This is a genomic window from Spirosoma sp. KCTC 42546, from assembly GCF_006965485.1.
In the GTDB taxonomy this organism is placed as follows: Bacteria; Bacteroidota; Bacteroidia; order Cytophagales; family Spirosomataceae; genus Spirosoma.
Genome location: NZ_CP041360.1, coordinates 5,738,848 through 5,759,930, shown reverse-complemented (window position 1 = coordinate 5,759,930; position 21,083 = coordinate 5,738,848). Strand labels below are relative to the sequence as shown.

Below are 21,083 nucleotides of genomic sequence, written 5' to 3'. Positions count from 1 at the left end.
GAAAATGTGCAGATTTCTGAACGATCTGGGTCATAAGCTGAAAAATTACAGGGCATAAAAAAGCCTTTCCAGGACTACTGGAAAGGCTTTTTTATGTTTATGTCGACGATTGGAATGCAGTATTATTTAACCACCACTTTCAGGTCAATTTTTCGTAGCGTTGGCTTCGCAATACCTGATGTATCGTTTTTAGCTACGCCCGTTCCGCGGCCAATGGCATCAATGCGAACAAAATCAATGCCCGACGACATTAATTGCTGCTTGATCTGATTGACTCGCTTGAACGACAGGCTCTTATTAGTTAAATCACCTTTCGCATCATTGGCATAGCCTACAAGTTGTACCTGCAAACGGGGGTATGTTTTCAGAATAGTGGCTAATTCCCCAACCGTTGCCTGCCCACTGGCCGTCATTGATAACGAACCGGGCTGGAATGTTATGCCTGTGAGTGGAAATACACGACCTTTAGGTAGTGCCGCATTGCCCAGATAAGGTGCCATTTGTTGCGTTAAAGCGCTGGTAGACATAACGGGTGTAACACCTGCCAGGCTGGTTGTAGCGGTGGCAGAAGTTGACTTGGGGGCCGTTTTGACGGTTGGTTCTTTAGGAACTGCCAGTGATCGTGCAACAGTATCTGCCTGAATGGTATCGGTCGTAACGGTGGTAACATCACGGGCTTCCTCCTGTCCGTCCGAATATTTTTGGGTATTCTGATACAGATAATAACCACCAACAGCCAGTGCTACGGCTATTAATGCACCTACACCCCATTTCGTTAGTGTTTCATTTTCAGAGTCAGAATCATCGGGTGCTTCGTAACTAATGACTGGACGGGTCGCAGTAGTGGTTGAGCGGCCTGATGATTCAGTGGTTGATCGTCGTGCAGGCATAGCCAGCCCAGCAACAACCTGATGGAGCCCTACTTTCTCAACCAACTGGGGCATAAAATCGTCGGGCACTGCATTGACAAATGCATCCCGTTCGCTAAACAGCGAAGTAGCTAGCCCATCGGCATCTAATTTTTGGTCTTTTACCTGCTTGCCCAGCACATGGAGCACAATGGTAGTCGTTAAGCCCAATAGGGCAATGGCCGACGAGTTACGAATACCAGCATAGCCTGAGATCATACTGCCAATTGAGCTTTTCATGGCAGGCAGTAAGTGGCTGATCACGTCGTTACCTTGCGTAATAAGCGTATTGGTCAGGGCCGGATCGCGTAATACAGTTGTTAAATTCTCTGTCAGAGTACCGTCGTATCGTCCTTTTTGGATATGATTATAGAGCTGATTAACGCCAATTTCGCTGGTTGTGCGTTTCATCAGTCCACCCACAATGGTGTAGACGAGCCCATTAATGGCTTTACTGGTTTTTTCGGCGGGTTCGTCAATATACGTAGCAATACGCGACAGAACGTCCGAGTTTAATACATTCGTTAGATTGGCAAATAAATTCATATAATCAACAGACTCAATCAGGCAGTAAATGGGTACTAATTCTTACATCACAACCTTACCCGGGCATAGTAGTACCAGTGGGATTCACACAGGGGATAAAATTAGGCAAGGATTAGCAAAGCTCGCACATGGCCGAATAATAAAATCCCGATTTATCGCTTGGGTAACCGTTCTATAACTTCCTGATACTCCGTCTCGACGGCACGCAACCGCTCCTGACAGAACGCAATCAACTCGGCGGCCAGTCTGATTTTACCTGGTAGCTCATCGAGTGGCACTTCATCATTTTCTATTTCATCAACCAGCGTAGTTAGTTGGTCGTAAGCTTCCTGGTAAGTCATAAGTAGTCAGTCGTTAATCAAGAGTAGTTAGATGAAAGTGGCTACTATCCGCTCACTACTACCTGAATACTTCCGTCATGTAGTTGCACCTGCAGGGTTTCGTTGGATTGAATACCAGAGGTTTGTGTCAGTATCCGACCGTTCCGGAGCAAAAGCGCATAGCCACGACGAAGAACATTAGACGGGTCGAGGTGTCGTAGGGTAACGGCTTTCTCAGTCAAATCTGTGTGGCGTTCCCGGAAATATGTATGACCGGCAAAGCGAAGTCGTTCCGTTTCACGATCTAAATTTTCCCGAGCCGTTTGCATGGCTTCGCGGGCAACTACCCTTAATCGTTCGTGCAGTTGCAGGCAGGTTGCTTCAAATTGTCGGTTATGTTCAATAAGAAACGCGGCTGCTTTCGTAGGCGTTTTTACACTTTGATGGCAAAGCAAATCCGTAATGCTGACGTTGCGTTCATGGCCAATCCCGGCTAGAATGGGAATGGGGAAACCAGCTACTGTTTCGCCCATCAGGTATGTATCGAAGGAACCGAAATCCAATTGAGAACCGCCACCTCGCACAATCACAACCGCATCGTAGGCGATACCACTGCTGCGAATGCGCTCCAATTGTCCGCAAATAGCACGTTCGGCTCCTTGCCCCTGCACTTGCGTCAGAAACTCATCAACGACAAAATCATAGCCAAATGGGTTCTGCGCCAACTCGTGCCTAAAATCACGCCATCCATCCGAATTGGGAGCGGTAATCAAGGCGAGTCGTTGCATGACAATCGGCCGCGCTACCAACTGATTAGCGGTTATATAGTGACCGGCTTCGATCCAGATAAGTTCGGGATGATTCTGTACCAGCGAGTCAAGAACAGCCTGTCGTTCACGTTCAAGATTCCCGAGCGTATAAGATGGATCAATTTTTAGAATCTCCAGCCGCAACCCATACACCGGACTAAAACTCACCGATACCAGCAATAAGAGCTGAATATTACGGGCGAAAGCCACGCCCGTTGCCTGCTCAAAAGCACCGATGGTGTGGTAGTTTCTACGCCAGATACAGGCATCGAGTTTAGCCAGCGTCTCGCGTCCGGCCGATTCCCGCTCTACCAGTGTCAGAAAACAGTAGCCCCGGTCGGGGTAATTCTTGATGTCACTCGTTTCGGCTACCACCCAAACGGCTTTCTGCCCGAACGCTTCGTCTATAACGGCTTCGAGTGTAAACGCTAAATCAGAAAGGCGGATGGGAGACATAAAAGGGGGAGGAAAGGGAGGAAGGGGAAGAAAGGGAGGAATGGGTGAATGTTATATTCCTTTTCTCCCCTTCTTCCCCCACCTCCCTTTCCTCCTTCAGTTAAAGTCCTTCAAACTGGCGCAGGAACCGTACGTCGTTTTCGGTATAAAGTCGTAGGTCATTCACAACGTATTTCAATTGCGTAATACGCTCGATACCCATTCCGAAAGCGAAGCCGGTATATTCTTCGGGGTCAATTCCACAATTGGCAATTACCTGTGGATCAACCATACCCGATCCGGCAATTTCGACCCAGCCCGAGTGCTTACAGATGTTACACCCTTTGCCCCCGCAAATCTGACACGAAATGTCAATTTCTGCACTGGGCTCCGTAAATGGGAAGTACGACGGACGGAAACGAATCTGCGTTCCGGGCTCGAATAGCTCCTTTACAAAATGATAGAGGGTATCTTTCAAGTCTTTAAAACCGACGTTGCGATCAATGTAGATACCTTCCACCTGATGGAACATGCAGTGGGCCCGTGCCGAAATGGTTTCGTTCCGATAAACGCGCCCCGGCATAATAGATCGGATGGGAGGTTTCTGTCGCTCCATCAGCCGAATCTGTACGTTGGAGGTATGCGTTCGTAGGAGCATATCGGCCGAGGTTTCGCCAGAAGTTGCTTTCTCGACAAAGAACGTATCCTGCATATCGCGGGCCGGGTGATTGTCAGGGAAGTTAAGTGCGCCAAAGTTGTACCAGTCCGATTCGATCTCGGGGCCGTCGGCAACGTTGAAACCAATCCGTTCAAAAATCTGAATTATCCGCTGCCGAACCAGGCTGAGTGGATGCTGTGTACCGGTCAGATTAGGAATGGTTGGTAGCGTCAGATCAACAGGTGGAGCACTGTTGGCGGCTGTTCGCTGCTCATCAATTAGCTGGCTAAAAGCGTCAAATCGCTCCTGAGCCAGGTTTTTCAGGCCATTCAATTCCTGACCAACAGTTCGCCGGTCTGCTTGTGGAACACTTTTGAGTTGTTCAAACAACTCCGTAATAACACCCTTACGGCTGATAAATCGCATTCGGAACTGTTCTAATTGTTCCGGCGACGTAATGTTGTATTGGTCAATCTCGAGGTGGAGATCTTTTACTTTATCCAGCATACGCAACTCGTTTCCCTATTCGCTGGCACAAAGGTAGGCAAAACTGAGAAGAGCATACGAATCTGTTGGGTAAGACTCTGATTTGTATAGCCAGCGGATACCTCAAACCCTGACTGGTTATAATTTGGAAATAGAGTAACGAATTTATTTTATATTTGTTGAGTAAACGGTAAAATTATACTGAATATTAATCAGTTATAATACTGGAGCGATTTATATGGATACAGTTAACTAAGTAGGACTGATTCTTGTAGATTGATTCCATGGGGAATACATGATAATCAGTAAATCCGGTATGTGGATCGGTAGAGTAAATAACTGAATATCAACCCATAACTACTACTAATCAATCACATAACCAAACGATTATGAACGCATTCGCTAACGACTCCATTTTTGATACACTGTCTATGCCTTTCCACAATAGTGTGGAAAAAATTGCCGATTCAGCCTGTTTACAGAAATTGCTCATCCCATTTTATGATCGTAAACGCACAGTATCTGTTGATGAAATTGTGCGATTGGAAGGGTGTGGTAACTATACCAAATTTTTTCTGAAAGATGGTACAAAAATGCTGGTCTCGCGCACGCTTAAAGAATATGAAACCTTATTAGATGGTCAGGCATTTGTTCGGGTACATAAATCATGCATTGTAAACCTTGGTTTTGTCCGTAAGTTTTTTGTGAAGAAAGAAGGGGAACTTGAATTGACTGATGGTCAGCAAGTGAAAATTTCTCGTCGGCGGGCACAGATGTTCATCGATCGAATCCGGAGTTTTCAGCCCGTAGCGTTGGTTTAATTGAAGTGGTGGGGTTTTTCCGAAAATTGTCGCGCAAAATCACACACGTGCCAAGTACGTAGTTTTACGCAATAGGGTGGGTAAATTCACTCAAAGAGTATACGAATTATCTTCGTAATGGTCTGATTAGCAACTGGTTGACAGCTTTTGTTGGCCCTTGTTGATCAGGCTATTTTTTTTGAACCAGTGGGCGTAAAGTAGTTTTGTTTCATCAATCAGGAGCTAAAAAGCCGAACCAAAACTACTCTTTACCATGGAAGCCAAAATTTTCTCACCCGCTCAGCCACTTTCGGTTGTTCCTCATTTTCCATCTTCTTATCAACGTAGTGCTCAGCGCATTGCATTGCCTTACCTGAATCGGACAATCTTTATTTCTGTAGACGATATTTTATGTCTTCAGGGAGAGGGCAACTACACATTTTTGCATACCCGTGATCGGAAACGATTTTTAGTATCGAAAACGCTTAAAGAATTTGAAAAAACGCTGGACGGAGCCATGTTCCTGCGTATTCACAAATCATATATCGTCAATCTGGCTTATGTACAACGGAGCATCTTCAACCGGGATCGTCAGGTACGCTTAGCTGATGGGCGTGAGGTGGCTATTTCGCGTCGACGTATGAAAGATATTTCTGTACAACTTGCCCAATACTGGCAGCGGCTATATAATTAAGAGTTAGTCGATTAGTTCAGTAAGTAAAGAAGGTGTAGTAAGTGAAATAAGTTGGTAAGTATAACGCGAGATTACGCATTAGCTTATCGACTTATTTCACTTACTACACCTTCTTTACTTACTGAACTAACTTTAAAAGAGCCGATAGGCAAGTGTAATTTGCCACGACTTCATACCCTGACTGAATTTGGCACCACTGTCTTTAATTTCGGCAATATCTGAGATATTCCCCTGATAGCGAACATCGAGCCCAAACGAGCCGATGTCCAGCCCACCACCTACCTGATATCCATAATAAGCCTGTGCCCAGGCGTCATTCAATGACCCCTTCGTATACTGACTCAGCGCATCGCCTAACTTCTGATTATCGTTAATTCGAAACGAAGCTACCGGACCAGCAACAATTCGGATGGGACCACCTTTAATGCCCAGCAGTAAAGGCACATCGAAACTGGTTGTTTTCACCGTCGATATTTCGGTTTGTCCATTTCGAATGACACTAAATGAACCCGACCGGGTAGAGTATAAAAGCTCGGGTTGTATGAATAAATTACGGCCAAAACGCATGTATATCCCGAAAGATGTACCCATTTTGCTGTCTAGACTGGCCTGTAAATTATTTCGAAACGTTTGACCATCAACGCTAACATTGGGTGATCCATTGGTATTTGTGCCTGTTGAAACGAAATCGCCAAAAGTAAGCTTGGAGAGGTTGACCCCTCCTTTGATGCCAATCTGGAAGCCCTGGGCAAATACCAAAGCAGGCAGAAACGTTAATGCAGCGAAAAGCAGGATTTTTTTCATAGATGGTTGTAAATTATAGTATTGATTGTTAAACGGAAATTGGGCCAATACGGTACAGAAAGCCAACTATTTTCGAGCAAACGGCGTTGATAAAGTGAGCAGTTATCCGCAAAAAAGTGTCCGTATTTTTCCTAATGCGGGTTGGATAAAAGGTTAGCAAAAAGGTTTAACCGGTCACAAGTAGAATTGCTGATGCGGTTTGCTGAAATGCGCTCTCTTGCTTTCTGTTAACTGATAAAATGGCTAAATTAAAGACTACTTATTTCTGTCAGAGTTGCGGGCATCAGTCTGCTAAATGGATGGGTCGCTGCCCAGTCTGTGGTGAGTGGAATACAATTGTGGAGGAGCTCGTTCAGAAAGATGAACCCGAGAAAGGCGGCTGGCGAAGTCCCTCATCTGGCCCAGGCGGACTTAAAATTGCAGCTAAGCCGAAAGCAATCCATGCCATTAATTATGAAGAACAGCCGCGTGTTCGGACGACTGATCTTGAACTGAACCGTGTACTCGGTGGAGGTATTGTGGCAGGCTCACTGGTGCTCATTGGTGGAGAACCTGGTATCGGGAAATCTACACTGTTACTTCAAATTGCGCTCAGCTTAGCGGGCATGCGTGTACTTTACGTGTCGGGTGAGGAGAGTGAGCAGCAGATAAAAATGCGGGCCGAACGCCTGGATGCACCTACCAGCGATTGCCATGTGATGACGGAAACCTCTACCCAAAATATCTTTCGGGTGGTAGAGCATTTTGAGCCCGAAGTCCTGATTATTGACTCGATTCAGACCATGCAATCGTCATTGGTGGAATCGGGGGCAGGCAGTGTCTCGCAGGTTCGTGAATGCACGGCTGAGTTTATGAAATATGCCAAAGAATCAGGTGTGCCGGTGTTCATGATTGGCCATATTACCAAAGAGGGGTCCCTGGCCGGCCCGAAAGTGCTGGAACACATGGTCGATACTGTACTGACTTTCGAGGGCGACCGACACACCACATACCGAATTCTACGAACCACTAAAAACCGTTTTGGAAGCACCGACGAATTAGGTATTTATGAAATGCTGGGTAGTGGCCTACGCCAAGTTACTAACCCATCCGAAATTCTGATTTCGCAACGTGATGAAGCACTAAGTGGCGTCACGATTGGCTCAATGCTGGAAGGGAATCGCCCTCTCATGATTGAAACCCAGGCCCTTGTAAGCGTGGCCAACTATGGCACACCGCAACGTAGTAGTACAGGCTTTGATGCTAAACGCTTGAATATGCTGCTGGCTGTCCTGGAAAAACGAGGTGGGTTTCGGCTTGGTCAGCAGGACGTTTTCCTGAACATAGCAGGTGGTTTACGTGTGGAAGACCCGGCCATTGATCTGGCCGTTTGCGCGGCTATTGTATCGAGTTACGAAGACATTGCCATTCCGCCATCGGTGGCCTTTGCGGCTGAAGTTGGTCTTGGGGGCGAAGTGCGAGCAGTGAGCAGGATAGAATCCCGCATTGCTGAAGCCGAAAAACTGGGCTTTAAACAGATGTTTATTTCCAAATACAACATGAAGGGCCTGGATACCAAGGGATACAAAATTCATATCAGGCCTGTATCGAGACTAGATGAGGTATTTCAGGGGGTTTTGATTTGAGGTTTTTAGTACATTTGACGAAAATAGAAACTGGATATGCGATTAGTCATAGACGTAGATAAGCAGTATAAGAAACTTTTTATGGAAGCTGCAAAAGCTGCGAAAGCCAAATTGCAGGTTGATGAGCATTACCTGACTGAAGCGGAGGAAGATAAGGCACTAATGAAACTAATTGAGGAAGGGAAAAAGCAAGGGCGAGTGAATGAAAAAGAGCATGATGATTTTTTGAATTGGTTAAATAATAGATGAAAACGGCAATTGCTTTGAATCGAACCAATACAAACTATAACTAAGAAGACTTATATCTAGTGACCAAAATTAGTTATTAAGTCATATTTCTGACGATTTCGATTTTACTTTGTGTCATGAAAATCGAAATCGATACTTCGTTCGTTCGTGATGCCAAGAAGCTCTCTGAGCCAGTACTTGATGAGTTGAAAATAGTCAACCAGATACTTGGAGAAGCTCAATCCCTGGATGACGTAGTCTACTCAATTAAGAAAATGGAAGGGAGCCGAAAAGTGAAAGCATTTCGGTTACGCCTGAGTGAAAATAGCGATTATCGGATTGGGTTTTATTTAGAAGGCGACACGATTGTCCTATCCAGAATTCTGAATCGAAAAGATATTTATAAGAAATTTCCTCCCAAGAAATAACTCTAGTTCACTCGTCTCCACTACAACCCCATTGGCTGCTCACTTGACCGAAGCGCACCACCAAGCTTCAAAATCGTAAAAAGGTGGTGTGCTTCGTGGAGCACGAAAAACTCTATCCAGCCTTCAATTGTCATTGGCCCGTAAGCCGGATGTAGGCTAATACGAGTAAGTTGATCTTCTCGCAAATTATCCAGAAAGTCCCGTAACACTGTACGTTTCGCCTTCATTTGCCCCCGCAATTCCTGAAACGAAAACTGTGTCCAACTGGCAAATCCAGGATCACTATCGGCTACGTATCGACTAAAAGAAGGGACTTCTTCTGTGATAATCATCTCTATTCTTTCGATAAAAACTTCCTGATAACGGCCCAAATGGGCCAAATTTTCATAAATAGACCATTTAGTAGGTTCTGGCCGCTGACGGATTTCACTTTCAGTAAGGCCAGCTAACAGGTGGTTAAGTGCATCCGGCTGATTGATTAAGCGGGAGAGTAGCGATTGGTTCATGCTTTAATGATAGACTAATCATGAAAAACTAGCAAACGGGAAATCCATTACAAACCATTCTTCGTAGCTATAGTTCTACTAAGTGAATCGAATAACTCAACAAAACAAATTTAACGCGTTATGAGCTACATTAAAGCAGGCACGGATGCATCCGGCAACGACATTAAGCTTTTCTATCAGGATCTGGGTACCGGTACACCCGTTGTATTAATTCATGGTTGGCCATTAAGCCACGAAATGTGGGATTATCAATTGGCCGAATTACCTGCTCATGGTCTTCGTGTGGTTGCCTACGACCGTCGGGGGTTCGGTAAATCGTCTCAGCCCTGGGATGGCTATGATTATGATACACTGGCCGACGATCTGAAAGCGGTACTCGATGAATTAGACCTGCAAAATGTGACATTAGTCGGATTTTCGATGGGCGGGGGCGAAGTCGCTCGATACATGAGTCGCCACGGCGGGGCTAGGGTTTCGAAAGTAGCGTTCATCAGTGCCGTAACACCTTATCTGCTTAAAACAGATGATAACCCCGATGGCGTTGATCAGGAGGTTTTTGATGAAATCGCCACCAACATCAAGAAAGATCGCGCCGATTTCCTTCAAACATTCGGCAAACAGTTTTATGGCGTAAGCCTCTTGAGCCAACCTGTTAGTCAGGCGCATCTAGATGGTGATTTTGCCCGCGCCTACGTAGCATCGCATAAAGCTACTCTCGACTGTGCTACTTCATTCTCAACTACGGATTTTCGTGATGATCTGGCAGAAATTCAGGTTCCGGCTTTGATTATTCACGGGGATTCAGACAAGACGGTACCCATTGAAGCATCGGGCGAACGGACAGCCAATGCATTGCCAACTGCCCAATATATTGTGTATGAAGGGGAACCGCACGGTCTGTTTGTAACGCAGAAAGACCGCCTGAATGACGATTTACTTTCATTTATTCTGGAAGGAGTATCCGTACGGCAGCCAGTTGGAACAACGACCATATACTAGCCTCATCTAGAGGTTTTCTTATAATAAAGCGCCCCACTTTTCAGTAAAGTGGGGCGCTTTATTATAAGAAAACCAGGGCTATAAGCAAGGTTGGCAATTCTTGACTTGAATATCACCTTTCTGATTAACTACTGGAACTGCCGGTACGTTTTTACATAGGTTGACGGCGTCTGACCCGTAATGTCCTTGAACTGCCGGTTAAAGTTCGATAAGGTTCGAAAGCCGCTCTCAAAACTGATTTGAGTGATTGATAATTTACCACTCATCAAGAGCTTACAGGCATGACCAATTCGGACTTCGGAGACAAATTCGGAGAAGGTTTTGTTGGCACGAGCTTTAAAGTAGCGGCAAAAAGCAGGGGATGTCATACCGGCCAGATCCGCAACCCGATCCAGACTGAGATCGTCAGGGAAGTGCCCTAGTACATAATCATGGACCAACTGCATACGGTCGGTTTCGGTGGGCTTAACCGTATTTGTGTAGCCCGCACTGGTCAGATACTGATAATCGGTAGCGTACGAAAGATCATTCAGCAGCGTTAGCAAACTCAGAATACGGCCAAAGGTAATCGGCTGTAGGGTTAGATGGCGCAGAGCAGCCGCAGCCCGGTTGCGGGTGGGGCCATTCCACTCTAACCCCTGCCGGGCATGGCCAAGCAACTGCCGCAACGGAGCCATCTCCTGCTGTTCAAAAAAAGTAGTTCCGAGGAAATCTCCCGTGAAATACACCACAATTCCTTTGGTCTTGAGGTTCGACTGCCTGTCGAAATACGCCTGATCGCTTCGCCAGAGATGGGGCAGGTTGGGGCCCAGAAAAACCAGATCGCCTGGACCAAAGGGTTTTATAGAATCGCCAATAAAACGCGTACCGGTTCCTTCCTCCACCAGAAATAACTGATAATGTGGGTGAAAATGCCAGTTTGGGTCAAAGTGAGGCTCCACCAATTCTTTCACTGTGAATGAAGCCGCAACAGGTTCAAGATCTTTACGAAGGGGCTGTTTCATTCAATTACTTCTTTTTAACGTAAATAACGATTAAACCCACTGATTCGTGTAAAAATATAGTCGGTATTGGCCAATAAAAGCTACACCTTGAATTTTACTACTGATTAGATTTGTGTAATTTTCCACAGAAGCAATATGAATAAGATAGGAATGAATATGTTCGTATGGACGATGACAATGGACGAAAATTTGTCCGATACGTTGTCGTTCCTGAAAACGAGCGGTTTTGATTTTGTTGAAGTCCCCATCAATGAGCCGGGCGGTACGCCTGCTAATCTGGAAAAGTGGCAGCGTTTAGGTCAGCAATTAAAAGCGCTGGACTTAGGCGTTCAGTCCTGTACAATATGCAGCCACGAGCATAGCCTTATTAGTCCAGACGCATCTGTACGTCGGGCCGCGGTTGATTACCTTAAACAAATTGTCGATTGCTCAAAAGCGGTTGGGTCTACCATCCTGATGGGGCCTTTATACGCAGGATTCAAAACATTTACGGGTAAGCCAGCTACGGAAGAGGAATGGAACTGGTCGGTAACCGGAATGCGTGAGGTAGCCGAACACGCCCAAGCGCAAGGTGTTACATTGGCTATAGAGTATCTCAATCGGTTTGAAACCTACCTGCTCACTTGCGTAGATGATCTTGTTCGTTACGTTGAGGCCGTTGCCCACCCGAATTGCCAGGCTGCATTTGACACGTTCCATGCAAATATGGAGGAGAAAAACATCGGTGATGCCTTACGGAAAGTAGCGCCTTACCTGGTTCACGTCCAGATTTCGGAAAATGACCGTTCCACACCTGGAAAGGGTCATATCAATTTCGATGAGGTATTTGGTGTTTTACAGGAAGTTGATTACGATGGGCCGATTGCCATTGAAGCCTTTGGCCCAAATCCACCTGAACTTGCAGCCGCTACGCATATTTTCAGGCCCATGTTCGAGTCGCCGGAGCAGTTGGCGGTAGATGGGCTGGCATTTATAAAAAGCCAACTAACGCCAACTACCGATGCCGTAGACCATTTAGTGGGTAACAGACTATAAATCATAAACCTTCCAGCCGACTGGGACGGTCGGTACTACAATGAAACTAAATATCGCTATTGTTGGCCTGGGCTTTGGGGCCGAATTTATTCCGATTTATCAGCGTCATCCAAACGCAAACATGTACGCCATTTGCCAGCGTAACGTCGAAAAACTAAACGAAATCGGCGATGCGTATGGCATTGAAAAGCGCTACAGTAACTACGACGAACTGCTCGCCGATCCGAACGTCGATGCGGTTCATATTAACTCACCGATTCCGAATCATGCCGAGCAAAGCCTAAAAGCGCTGCGGGCTGGTAAGCATGTGGCCTGTACGGTTCCGATGGCCACTACGGTTGAGGAATGTCTGGAAATCGTGAAAGCGACTAAGGAAAGCGGTAAGAAATACATGATGATGGAAACCGTGGTGTATAGTCGCGAGTTTCTGTTTGTCAAGGAGTTATACGAAACAGGGCAGTTAGGCAAAGTACAGTTCCTGAAGGCCAGTCACCAACAGGACATGGACGGATGGCCTGACTATTGGCCTGGATTACCGCCCATGCACTATGCCACGCACTGCGTTGGCCCGGTGGCCGGATTACTCAAGCTCGAAGCCGATTATGTGTCCTGCTTTGGTTCGGGAACAATTCGGGAGGAACTGGCTAAGATTCACAATTCGCCATTTGCGGTTGAATCGGCCCATATTAAGTTTAAGAACAGCGACTTGTCGGCCTATGTCTATCGGTCACTGTTCGACGTAGCGCGTCAGTATCGCGAGAGTTTTGAGGTGTACGGTGATAAAAAATCATTCGAGTGGCAACTCATTGAAGATGAGCAACCGGTGATTCATACCGCTAAAAAGCCAGAGCCGGAAATCCCCGAGAAAGTAACCGTACCCGACTACGCGCATTTGTTACCGGAGCCCATTCAGCGCTTCACAACCAAAGGCGTATACGATGCTGATGAGCAGCAACACCTGTCGTTTACGCAGGGTGGTGGCCACGGTGGTTCGCACCCGCACATGGTGAATGAGTTTTTATCGGCTATTGTCGAAGACCGTGAGCCCTTCCCGAATGCGGCTCAGTCGGCTAACTGGACGAGCGTGGGTATCCTGGCGCATGAATCAGCGTTGCAGGGTGGGAAGTTGATTCAATTACCAGATTTTAACGAATAAATTTTTAAACGCAAAGGGCGCAAAGGATTCGCAGAGAACGCGAAGAATATATAGCAAGTCCTTTGCGCTCTCTGCGAATCCTTTGCGCCCTTTGCGTTTAAAAAACCATGAAAAAGCTACTCATACTTATTGGGCTCGCAACCGTCTTTGCCCAATGCGCCCGCCAGTCGGCTCCCAAAACAAGTGTTCGTCAGGAGTCTGCAAATTCACGCGGGGCAAAACCACGCCGGATAGAAATTCTGTTTCTGGGCGATAATGGTCATCACAAGCCAATCGAACGGGTGCCTGAAATTATGGCCGCTCTAGGCGATAAAGGTATCAACTTTACCTACACCGATAAGCTGGAAGATCTGAATACCGAAAACCTGAATAAATATGATGGCTTGCTGATTTATGCCAACTGGGACAGTATTCCAAAGCCGCAGGAAAAAGCAATGCTGGATTATGTCGCATCCGGGAAAGGGATCATTCCAGTGCATTGCGCGTCCTGGTGTTTTCGCAACTCAACCGAGTACGTTGACAAAGTGGTAGGTGGACAATTCTGGCGGCATCGAATGGATACCATTCAAACGCGATTCACCCAGCCAAGCAACCCGATTGTAGCTGGTCTGCCTTCCTTTAAGGCGTACGACGAAACGTACTTACACAGCCATCTGCAAGCCGATAACAACGTATTGGCTGTTCGGGAAATTAAAGCTGATCAGGCAAAAGACATGGCAGCGGCCAACCGGCCAGGCGTATCGGAAGAACCGTACACCTGGACTAGGCAATATGGTAAAGGACGCGTTTTCTATACGGCCTATGGTCATGACGAGCGCACCTGGCTCCAGCCTGGTTTTCAGCAATTGCTCGAACGGGGTATTCTGTGGGCTGTAGGCGATGACGTTAAAAAACTACACGACGATTTAAAACCACAGGCATTTACGTACCATGATGCCAACCTCCCTAACTACGAAAAGCGCCCTGGACCTCAATTAGAGCAGAACCCCCTTTCGCCGGAAGAATCGATGAAGCACATTCAGGTACCAGTCGATTTTACGCTCGATCTGTTTGCTCATGAGCCCAACGTTATGCACCCCATTGCAATGGCCTGGGATGAACGTGGACGGCTCTATGCGCTCATTACGAAAGATTACCCCAACGAACGCAAGCCCGAAGGTGGATCTGATTACATCGTTATCTGCGAAGACACTGACAAAGATGGCAAGGCCGATAAGTTTACCAACTTTGCTGAAGGACTCAGTATCCCAACTGGTATGGCGTTTGGTAATGGAGGGTTGTATGTATCGCAGGCTCCGCACATGCTGTTTTTACAGGATACCAACGGCGATGACAAGGCCGATGTGAAGAAAATTGTTTTCACCGGTTTTGGTACGTTCGATACGCACGCTGGGCCAAGCAACCTGCATTACGGGTTCGACAACTGGATTTGGGGAAGTGTTGGATACTCTGGTTTTAAAGGTAAAATTGGTGCTGATAGTGTGAAGTTTAGTCAGGGATTCTTTCGGTTTAAGCCGGATGGTTCGAAGCTTGAATACATGACCAGCACCTCGAACAATACCTGGGGATTAGGCTTTCAGGAAACCGGCGATATTTTTGGGTCTACGGCAAACAACTCGCATGGTTGGTACATGGCCATTCCAAATCAATATTTTCACGGTGCTCCACATCTGCGCGAAAATGGCAGCCGTAGTACCGATACGCACAAAGACATGAAGCCCATCACCGAAAAAGTACGGCAGGTGGATGTGTTTGGTGGGTTTACAGCAGCAGCCGGGCATAATTTTTACACTGCCCGCGCTTTCCCGAAAAAATATTGGAATACGGTTGCCTTTGTGGCAGAACCAACGGGCCATATTCTGCACCAGAACATGATGCAGAAAAGCGGCACCAATTTTGAAGATGCCGATGGCTTTAACCTGATAGCGGGAGCCGATGAGTGGTTTGCGCCAGTATTTGCTGAAGTAGGACCTGATGGGGCTGTTTGGGTAGTTGATTGGTATAGCTACATCATTCAGCATAATCCTACGCCCAAAGGAGCCACCAATGGATCTGGTAACGCCTACGAAACACCACTCCGTGATTTCACCCACGGTCGGATTTACCGCGTTGGCTACAAAAATGCGCCAGCCTATAGACCGATGACGTTGAGTAAAGACCGCCCTGATGAGTTGGTGGCAGCCCTGAAAAACACGAATATGTTCTGGCGTATGACGGCCCAACGGTTGCTCATCGAACGGAATAATAAAGATGTGTTTCCACAACTGATCGCTTTGGTAAATGACCGGTCGGTGGATGAAATTGGTAATAATCCGGCCGCTATTCACGCGTTGTGGACCTTGCAAGGATTGAACATGCTGGACGGTTCGACTATTGTTTCTATTGCGTTAGCAGATGCCCTAAAACACCCCGCACCTGCGGTTCGTAAAACGGCTATACAGGTGATGCCGCCTAAACCAGAAGCAGCGGATGCGCTATTGGGGGCACTGACTGATACGGAGCCATTAGTGGTACTGAATGCTCTGTTGAAGTTATCTGAACTTCCCCAGAGTCAGGCCACGCAACAGGCCATCCTGGCCCGACTTGAAAAGGGAACTGAGGTGAATGATCGCTGGTTACCCGAAGCGTTTGCGGCTGTTCTGACAAGCCAGAATGGGCAATTGCTGAAAACCTACCTGAAGCAACTCGCTACGAACGCGCCCGCAAAAGCAACGCATGACATGGCGGCTCATAATCATGCGGACATGGAAAAAACGTCGGCTACTGTAACGGCAGCTGCGTCTACACAGGCTAATTCATCATCGAACTTGCCTGACCTTGTTATTGCCGCCATTCGTACAACGCCGGAGTCACCTTTTGTTCGTGAGGGTGTTCGTCTGTTTGTTGATGTGACAAATGTGGGTGGCGTGGCTATTCCCGAAGGAACACCCATTCCGCTGTCGGTACGAGTAGAAGGACCGAAAGGGGCGGCTGAAGGGGCAAAGATTGATTTTGTGAGTGTAACACACGACAAGGGTATCAAACCCGGAGAAACTGTTACCATCAGTAAATCGAACAATGGTCCCTGGGTGGGCGATATGGGCGTAACCTTTGAGCGTGCCGGGCAATATACGCTTACAGCCATGCTCGACCGAGAGAATAAAATTGCTGAAGGTAACGAGCAAAACAACAACGCTACCCAAACGCTGACGTACCGGGCTCCGCAAAGCCTGAGCGCTTACACCCTCGAACGTGCCACGCGTAGTTATGCATCGGTTGCGCCTGTAGATTCCGTGATTGCGTTACTTCGGCAAAGCCAGAAGGTAGCGGCAGCGCAGGGCGAAGCTATTGTAAAAGGTGTATCGGAAGGATGGAATATGAAACAAAAAGCGACTGTTCAGGACGTCGACAAGTCGTTCTTAGCTAGTTTAACCAGCTCCGTTTCAACCGAAAATCGCGAACGCTTAAGCCGCCTTTACGATGCCTGGGGACTAACGAAAGAGGCTCCTGTTGATCCTAATGTGGAAGTAGTGCGTATGAAAACGGTACGTGAAGAAATGCGCTACGACAAAAAAGAATTTACCGTAACGGCCGGTAAGCAGGTTGAGATTGTACTGGAAAACCCTGACGCTATGCAGCACAATCTGGTTATTGGTAAACCCAAAAGCATGGAGATCATTGGGGCGGCTGCCGACAAACTGATCACTGCAAAAGACGGAGCTGAGAAAAACTATGTACCTGCTATTGCTCAGGTTATTGCCGCTACACCTTTAGTCAATCCAGACCAAACGTATCGGCTCAAATTCACGGCTCCAAGTACGCCCGGTGATTATCCTTTTGTGTGCACATTCCCAGGTCACTGGCGTATGATGAATGGTGTGATGCGGGTAACGAAGGCAGCGCAGAGTATGAATGCCAAATAAGAATTTCGTAAACCTATAGGGTTTTAAAACCGTATAGGTTAGAAAGTTAAACGGTCATTGTCAATCATCAGTAGATGAACAGACAATGACCGTTTAACTTTCTAACACCTCTGATTTGATTTATCCCCTAACTAGCCGTTTCATTCGGCGATAGGAGTGAAGAAGGGGGGACCTGAATCATGAATTCACTACCTTGTCCCACTTCACTTTTTACCCAGATTGTCCAGTTGTGGGATTGAATAATGCGTTGTACATAGCTCAGCCCTAAGCCGAATCCCTTTACGCTGGGCTGGTTACGATCATGCACCCGGAAAAAAGGCTGAAAGATCTGGGCAACTAATTTCGGGGGAATACCTACACCCCGATCGCGTATTGTAATCGTAAGGCCATCCGTATTGGTCTTTGTAAGGAGCGTGATCTGCGGCTCGTCTGAGCTATACTTTACGGCATTATCTAATAAATTATACAATACGTTAGTCAAATGAAGTCGGTCGGCCAGGATATGCGTATCATGGCTGGGTAAATTTAAGGTCAGGTAATCGCCATGCCGCTCAGCTACCGAACGAAGGAGTTGATGGATCTGGATGGGTTCCGGATTTAAAATGAGCGTGTTTCGATCGGCCCGAGCCAGGGTTAGCATAGTTTCTACCTGGTGCTGAAGACGCTCGGTTTCTTCCCGAATGATACGTACATATTTCTCTGTCCGTTCGGGCTGATTACGGGCAATCGGCGAGTCGAGAATATCGGCCGCCATTCGTATGGCGGTAATCGGTGATTGGAACTCATGCACAATGGAATGGAGTACCTCTGTTTGAACCACCGTTCGCTGTTGACGGCGTAATAACCACCAGATCAGATAACCCATTAATGCCTGCGCTATCAACACGAGCCCAATTAGGCCCATCCACCGTAGCGAAGACGACATAGCAAATCCTGTATCCGAAAAGGATGTAATGTTTCCATTAAATATTGCGCCTATGATAATAAGTAACACAAGAGCAAAAGCAGCTAACGGGTAGAGGATAGAACGCCCCAGCATAACGCTGTCTTTTATGAGTTAGTTAAGGTACTGAAAGCTTACATATAGAATACACGAACAGAATTCGTAAATGTCACAAGAAAATAGTCTAAAATGCAATAACTGACAACAAAAAATAGCCCGTTAAAAAACGGGCTATTGCAAAATTGGTGATATTAACCCACTAACCTAGGCATTTTCAGAGGTTGGTTCGGCCGGAGTTGGTGTGGGTGAAGCTGTGGTTTTTGCTCGAGGTGCACGGCTAGTCTTAGGGGCTGCCGGTTTAGGAGCAGGGGTGGGTTTGCGTTGGGTAGGCGTAGCTTTAGGGGCTGGTGCCGGAGCAGCTACTGCCTCTGCTACAACTGCTGTTGCTTTTTTTGCTGTCCGTTTGGCATTTTTAGCAGCCTTATCTGCGTTCTTCTTTGCTTTCGCAACCTCTTTCTTCACCTTCTTTTCGGAAGCTTTAGCTGGTTTGGCAGCTTTCTTTTCCGCTTTATGCATCAGTTTAGCCAATTTCTTAGCCAGATTCTCCGCCGATTTCTCGATGGATTTCTTCATTTTTTTTGTAGCCGCGCCTGCTTCGCTAAGTTTGGTTTCAATAGAACTGACGATTTCGGATGTCAGCGACTTTTGTTTGGTTTTAAGGGTTTTGTTGGCCATGTGATTCGATGGGAAAAATTTACAAATAAATACGTAATAAGTGGGACAATCAAAAATCCAATGTTAAGCTTTCAACTATCTTTTTTGAAGGAAATCCCAGCATATAATTCCGGTTGTGACCGCGATATTGAGTGAGTGCTTTGTGCCAAACTGTGGAACCTCCAGAACCAGATCCGCCAGTTGTACAATCTCATCTTGAACACCCGTCACTTCGTTACCCAACACAAAAGCGTAGCGTTTGTTTGGTTCTGGTAAAAAATCACTTAGCGAGGTACTACCTTCAGCCTGTTCAACTGCGGCTACTACCCAGCCGTCGGCCTGTAGTTGCTTTACTAAAGCCGCTACATCGGCAGTGTATTCCCAGCTAACCGACTCTGTAGCACCCAGGGCGGTTTTGGTAATATCGCGGTGTGGCGGCTGACCTGTAATGCCACATAGGTATAGTTTGGATGCACGAAAGGCATCGGCTGTTCGGAATACGGAGCCAACATTGTTTAAGCTTCGTATATCATCTAAAATCAGGCAGTAAGGGAATTTCTCCGTGTCTTTGAATTCGTCGACAGAGAGTCGATTGAGTTCGTCAAGGGAGAGTTTACGAGGAGGCATAGGTAAAAATAAATTGGGCTTAAGGCATAAAGAACGGAATAAGGTCTGAAATAGTTAGTTTTGATAATGTTAGACGTATAATCAACAGAAATATGGTATCTGGAAATGAATATACAGGTAAGTTGACAGATTTACAGATTAGCCTTCTGCGCTTACTAGATCAAGGATTAGATTCGCAACAGACACTGGAGGTTCGACGGCTGCTGCTGAATTATTTTTCAGCTCAACTCAAAGATGAAGTGAGCCGAGTTGTTGAAGAAAAAGGATATACTGAGGAAGACTTTCGTCGGATGCTGGTTGATGACAATTTTCCAGCCATCCGCAAGTAAATTGATGCGAGTTGTCATTGATACTAATTGTTTGCGGGCGTCTATTCCTCCGAAAAGCCCCTTTTACGACCTCTATCGCTATTTTGAAGCAGGCCTATTCGCCTGGTATGTAAGCACGGAAATCCTGTTGGAGTATGAGGAGATACTTGGACTGACTTATTCAGAACATACCGCTCATCTTGTTTTACACGTATTGGCTATAGCACACAACACTGTTTTTGCTGAACCCGCCTTTCGATGGGAGTTAATTCCAAATGACCCAGATGATAATAAGTTTGCCGACTTGGCTATTAGTGTAAATGCCGATTATCTGGTCACTAATGATACCGATTACGCTATTTTTAAGGAAATTGACTTTCCTTCTTTAAGGGTTATTGGTCTAGAGGATTTTTTGAAGGAGTTACGGGATCGCCTGTAGGCATAAGTGCGCTTAGAAGCGAGTAAAGGATTGAAAGTAAATCTATCCAAACATGAGTTTACATATTAGTTTGTTTCAAATTAGCCTGTAATAATTGCCGAATATCGCGCAGAGTATCGCGTATTTCGGTGAGTAGTAACTGGTCTGTATCTACTGGAGCTTGAGCGCTTCGGGTGGCGATCAGTTTTTGCCGTTGCTCAATAATGTGTGTCCGGAAGTTCTGGGCATCAATGATCCCGATCAGCTCCATGTCATTCGCCTGGTTCTGGCTTTGACCGGCGGTTTCAAATTTTAAAATACAAAGATCAAAATACCGGAGTAGCGGACCCGCTACAAACGTAACGTCCTGAATGTTTTCGAGCGGAATCGTTTTTTCGACCTGTACCAAAATGCCCTTTTTAAAGCGTAGTGACCGCTCTGATAACTCACATTCCAGGTTATGAAAATAGTGACGGCTCCACCATTGGCCCACGCCCAGAAACCAGATTGGCAGCAGTACAATCCCAATGATTGAAATGCACAGAAAGAAAGCTATATACAATAAGAGATAGGTTCGAATGATTGGGTTGAAGCTAACCTTCAGGGGGAGAGTTGGTTCAGCAGAAGTTATCATATAAGGCTGATTTGTTTGGGGTGAGGTATCTGTAAGCAGGGTGGAAAATAGCCATTTTCTCGCCGGAAATCACTATTTTTGTTTACGACAATCCAA

At 46.4% G+C, this 21,083-nt stretch carries 22 protein-coding genes; 11 read left to right on the top strand and 11 right to left on the bottom strand.

The window, feature by feature from the left end; genetic code table 11:
- Window positions 1-122: 122 nt before the first annotated feature.
- From EXU85_RS23750 to pheS, 4 genes are all read right to left on the bottom strand, one after another.
- Window positions 123-1,454: an OmpA family protein gene (locus EXU85_RS23750; protein WP_142774471.1), complete on the bottom strand. Its 1,332-nt coding sequence runs from the start codon at window positions 1,452-1,454 to the stop codon at window positions 123-125.
- A 152-nt stretch (window positions 1,455-1,606) separates the two neighbouring features.
- A complete protein-coding gene (gene xseB / locus EXU85_RS23745) occupies window positions 1,607-1,795 on the bottom strand; it encodes an exodeoxyribonuclease VII small subunit (protein WP_142774470.1) in 189 nt (62 codons plus the stop codon).
- A gap of 44 nt (window positions 1,796-1,839) precedes the next feature.
- Window positions 1,840-3,039, bottom strand: coding sequence for an exodeoxyribonuclease VII large subunit (locus EXU85_RS23740; protein WP_142774469.1), 1,200 nt, complete (start codon window positions 3,037-3,039; stop codon window positions 1,840-1,842).
- Between the two features lie 100 nt (window positions 3,040-3,139).
- Window positions 3,140-4,183 (bottom strand): phenylalanine--tRNA ligase subunit alpha, encoded by a 1,044-nt coding sequence (gene pheS / locus EXU85_RS23735; protein WP_142774468.1) that lies wholly within the window; start codon window positions 4,181-4,183, stop codon window positions 3,140-3,142.
- Window positions 4,184-4,551: 368 nt separating this feature from the next.
- Between pheS and EXU85_RS23730 the strand changes: the two genes are divergently transcribed.
- On the top strand, window positions 4,552-4,983 hold the full coding sequence (locus EXU85_RS23730; protein WP_142774467.1) for a LytTR family DNA-binding domain-containing protein: 432 nt from the start codon (window positions 4,552-4,554) through the stop codon (window positions 4,981-4,983).
- A 253-nt stretch (window positions 4,984-5,236) separates the two neighbouring features.
- Window positions 5,237-5,656 carry a LytTR family DNA-binding domain-containing protein gene (locus tag EXU85_RS23725; protein WP_142774466.1) on the top strand — a complete coding sequence of 140 codons (420 nt, stop codon included), beginning with the start codon at window positions 5,237-5,239 and terminating at the stop codon, window positions 5,654-5,656.
- Window positions 5,657-5,788: 132 nt separating this feature from the next.
- On the opposite strand, the gene EXU85_RS23720 is transcribed toward EXU85_RS23725, so the two are convergent.
- The gene (locus tag EXU85_RS23720; protein WP_142774465.1) at window positions 5,789-6,460 is read right to left on the bottom strand and encodes a porin family protein; all 672 of its coding nucleotides are present in this window, start codon (window positions 6,458-6,460) and stop codon (window positions 5,789-5,791) included.
- Between the two features lie 239 nt (window positions 6,461-6,699).
- Between EXU85_RS23720 and radA the strand changes: the two genes are divergently transcribed.
- The 3 genes from radA to EXU85_RS23705 all read left to right on the top strand — a co-directional run bounded on the left by radA (window position 6,700) and on the right by EXU85_RS23705 (window position 8,741).
- Window positions 6,700-8,085: a DNA repair protein RadA gene (radA, locus tag EXU85_RS23715; protein WP_142774464.1), complete on the top strand. Its 1,386-nt coding sequence runs from the start codon at window positions 6,700-6,702 to the stop codon at window positions 8,083-8,085.
- An 81-nt stretch (window positions 8,086-8,166) separates the two neighbouring features.
- Window positions 8,167-8,334 (top strand): hypothetical protein, encoded by a 168-nt coding sequence (locus EXU85_RS23710; RefSeq protein WP_168207855.1) that lies wholly within the window; start codon window positions 8,167-8,169, stop codon window positions 8,332-8,334.
- Between the two features lie 116 nt (window positions 8,335-8,450).
- Entirely contained in the window at window positions 8,451-8,741 is a 291-nt protein-coding gene (locus tag EXU85_RS23705) for a type II toxin-antitoxin system RelE/ParE family toxin (RefSeq protein WP_142774462.1), read from the top strand.
- A 20-nt stretch (window positions 8,742-8,761) separates the two neighbouring features.
- On the opposite strand, the gene EXU85_RS23700 is transcribed toward EXU85_RS23705, so the two are convergent.
- Window positions 8,762-9,247: a DinB family protein gene (locus EXU85_RS23700; protein WP_142774461.1), complete on the bottom strand. Its 486-nt coding sequence runs from the start codon at window positions 9,245-9,247 to the stop codon at window positions 8,762-8,764.
- A gap of 120 nt (window positions 9,248-9,367) precedes the next feature.
- On the opposite strand from EXU85_RS23700, the gene EXU85_RS23695 reads away from it, so the two are divergent.
- Window positions 9,368-10,246 (top strand): alpha/beta fold hydrolase, encoded by an 879-nt coding sequence (locus EXU85_RS23695; RefSeq protein ID WP_142774460.1) that lies wholly within the window; start codon window positions 9,368-9,370, stop codon window positions 10,244-10,246.
- 128 nt (window positions 10,247-10,374) lie between these two features.
- Here the strand turns inward: EXU85_RS23695 and EXU85_RS23690 are convergent, their stop codons facing one another.
- On the bottom strand, window positions 10,375-11,250 hold the full coding sequence (locus EXU85_RS23690) for an AraC family transcriptional regulator (protein ID WP_142774459.1): 876 nt from the start codon (window positions 11,248-11,250) through the stop codon (window positions 10,375-10,377).
- 135 nt (window positions 11,251-11,385) lie between these two features.
- Between EXU85_RS23690 and EXU85_RS23685 the strand changes: the two genes are divergently transcribed.
- From EXU85_RS23685 to EXU85_RS23675, 3 genes are all read left to right on the top strand, one after another.
- Window positions 11,386-12,285, top strand: a complete 900-nt coding sequence (locus tag EXU85_RS23685; protein ID WP_142774458.1) for a sugar phosphate isomerase/epimerase — start codon at window positions 11,386-11,388, stop codon at window positions 12,283-12,285.
- Window positions 12,286-12,325: 40 nt separating this feature from the next.
- Window positions 12,326-13,441, top strand: coding sequence for a Gfo/Idh/MocA family protein (locus EXU85_RS23680; protein ID WP_142774457.1), 1,116 nt, complete (start codon window positions 12,326-12,328; stop codon window positions 13,439-13,441).
- Between the two features lie 107 nt (window positions 13,442-13,548).
- On the top strand, window positions 13,549-17,343 hold the full coding sequence (locus EXU85_RS23675; RefSeq protein WP_142774456.1) for a PVC-type heme-binding CxxCH protein: 3,795 nt from the start codon (window positions 13,549-13,551) through the stop codon (window positions 17,341-17,343).
- A 127-nt stretch (window positions 17,344-17,470) separates the two neighbouring features.
- Here EXU85_RS23675 and EXU85_RS23670 read toward each other — a convergent pair whose 3' ends face one another.
- The 3 genes from EXU85_RS23670 to EXU85_RS23660 form a co-directional block, all read right to left on the bottom strand.
- Window positions 17,471-18,268: a sensor histidine kinase gene (locus tag EXU85_RS23670; protein WP_371731938.1), complete on the bottom strand. Its 798-nt coding sequence runs from the start codon at window positions 18,266-18,268 to the stop codon at window positions 17,471-17,473.
- Between the two features lie 282 nt (window positions 18,269-18,550).
- Complete coding sequence (locus tag EXU85_RS23665) at window positions 18,551-19,021, bottom strand: hypothetical protein (RefSeq protein ID WP_142774454.1); 471 nt, start codon at window positions 19,019-19,021, stop codon at window positions 18,551-18,553.
- A gap of 75 nt (window positions 19,022-19,096) precedes the next feature.
- Entirely contained in the window at window positions 19,097-19,627 is a 531-nt protein-coding gene (locus EXU85_RS23660; protein ID WP_142774453.1) for an RNA methyltransferase, read from the bottom strand.
- A 92-nt stretch (window positions 19,628-19,719) separates the two neighbouring features.
- On the opposite strand from EXU85_RS23660, the gene EXU85_RS23655 reads away from it, so the two are divergent.
- On the top strand, window positions 19,720-19,956 hold the full coding sequence (locus EXU85_RS23655; RefSeq protein WP_142774452.1) for a hypothetical protein: 237 nt from the start codon (window positions 19,720-19,722) through the stop codon (window positions 19,954-19,956).
- 4 nt (window positions 19,957-19,960) lie between these two features.
- Window positions 19,961-20,374, top strand: a complete 414-nt coding sequence (locus EXU85_RS23650) for a putative toxin-antitoxin system toxin component, PIN family (RefSeq protein WP_142774451.1) — start codon at window positions 19,961-19,963, stop codon at window positions 20,372-20,374.
- A 58-nt stretch (window positions 20,375-20,432) separates the two neighbouring features.
- Here EXU85_RS23650 and EXU85_RS23645 read toward each other — a convergent pair whose 3' ends face one another.
- Window positions 20,433-20,987 carry a PH domain-containing protein gene (locus EXU85_RS23645; RefSeq protein ID WP_142774450.1) on the bottom strand — a complete coding sequence of 185 codons (555 nt, stop codon included), beginning with the start codon at window positions 20,985-20,987 and terminating at the stop codon, window positions 20,433-20,435.
- Window positions 20,988-21,083: the final 96 nt, after the last annotated feature.

What these genes read in the sequence shown, in the direction of transcription:
- EXU85_RS23645 (WP_142774450.1), bottom strand. Translation starts at nt 20,987, where the DNA reads ATGATAACTTCTGCTGAACCAACTCTCCCCCTGAAGGTTAGCTTCAAC.
- xseB (WP_142774470.1), bottom strand. Translation starts at nt 1,795, where the DNA reads ATGACTTACCAGGAAGCTTACGACCAACTAACTACGCTGGTTGATGAA.
- EXU85_RS23750 (WP_142774471.1), bottom strand. Translation starts at nt 1,454, where the DNA reads ATGAATTTATTTGCCAATCTAACGAATGTATTAAACTCGGACGTTCTG.
- EXU85_RS23695 (WP_142774460.1), top strand. Translation starts at nt 9,368, where the DNA reads ATGAGCTACATTAAAGCAGGCACGGATGCATCCGGCAACGACATTAAG.
- EXU85_RS23660 (WP_142774453.1), bottom strand. Translation starts at nt 19,627, where the DNA reads ATGCCTCCTCGTAAACTCTCCCTTGACGAACTCAATCGACTCTCTGTC.
- EXU85_RS23730 (WP_142774467.1), top strand. Translation starts at nt 4,552, where the DNA reads ATGAACGCATTCGCTAACGACTCCATTTTTGATACACTGTCTATGCCT.
- pheS (WP_142774468.1), bottom strand. Translation starts at nt 4,183, where the DNA reads ATGCTGGATAAAGTAAAAGATCTCCACCTCGAGATTGACCAATACAAC.
- EXU85_RS23655 (WP_142774452.1), top strand. Translation starts at nt 19,720, where the DNA reads ATGGTATCTGGAAATGAATATACAGGTAAGTTGACAGATTTACAGATT.
- EXU85_RS23675 (WP_142774456.1), top strand. Translation starts at nt 13,549, where the DNA reads ATGAAAAAGCTACTCATACTTATTGGGCTCGCAACCGTCTTTGCCCAA.
- EXU85_RS23670 (WP_371731938.1), bottom strand. Translation starts at nt 18,268, where the DNA reads ATGTCGTCTTCGCTACGGTGGATGGGCCTAATTGGGCTCGTGTTGATA.
- EXU85_RS23650 (WP_142774451.1), top strand. Translation starts at nt 19,961, where the DNA reads ATGCGAGTTGTCATTGATACTAATTGTTTGCGGGCGTCTATTCCTCCG.
- radA (WP_142774464.1), top strand. Translation starts at nt 6,700, where the DNA reads ATGGCTAAATTAAAGACTACTTATTTCTGTCAGAGTTGCGGGCATCAG.
- EXU85_RS23665 (WP_142774454.1), bottom strand. Translation starts at nt 19,021, where the DNA reads ATGGCCAACAAAACCCTTAAAACCAAACAAAAGTCGCTGACATCCGAA.
- EXU85_RS23690 (WP_142774459.1), bottom strand. Translation starts at nt 11,250, where the DNA reads ATGAAACAGCCCCTTCGTAAAGATCTTGAACCTGTTGCGGCTTCATTC.
- EXU85_RS23685 (WP_142774458.1), top strand. Translation starts at nt 11,386, where the DNA reads ATGAATAAGATAGGAATGAATATGTTCGTATGGACGATGACAATGGAC.
- EXU85_RS23725 (WP_142774466.1), top strand. Translation starts at nt 5,237, where the DNA reads ATGGAAGCCAAAATTTTCTCACCCGCTCAGCCACTTTCGGTTGTTCCT.
- EXU85_RS23740 (WP_142774469.1), bottom strand. Translation starts at nt 3,039, where the DNA reads ATGTCTCCCATCCGCCTTTCTGATTTAGCGTTTACACTCGAAGCCGTT.
- EXU85_RS23680 (WP_142774457.1), top strand. Translation starts at nt 12,326, where the DNA reads ATGAAACTAAATATCGCTATTGTTGGCCTGGGCTTTGGGGCCGAATTT.
- EXU85_RS23705 (WP_142774462.1), top strand. Translation starts at nt 8,451, where the DNA reads ATGAAAATCGAAATCGATACTTCGTTCGTTCGTGATGCCAAGAAGCTC.
- EXU85_RS23720 (WP_142774465.1), bottom strand. Translation starts at nt 6,460, where the DNA reads ATGAAAAAAATCCTGCTTTTCGCTGCATTAACGTTTCTGCCTGCTTTG.
- EXU85_RS23700 (WP_142774461.1), bottom strand. Translation starts at nt 9,247, where the DNA reads ATGAACCAATCGCTACTCTCCCGCTTAATCAATCAGCCGGATGCACTT.
- EXU85_RS23710 (WP_168207855.1), top strand. Translation starts at nt 8,167, where the DNA reads ATGGAAGCTGCAAAAGCTGCGAAAGCCAAATTGCAGGTTGATGAGCAT.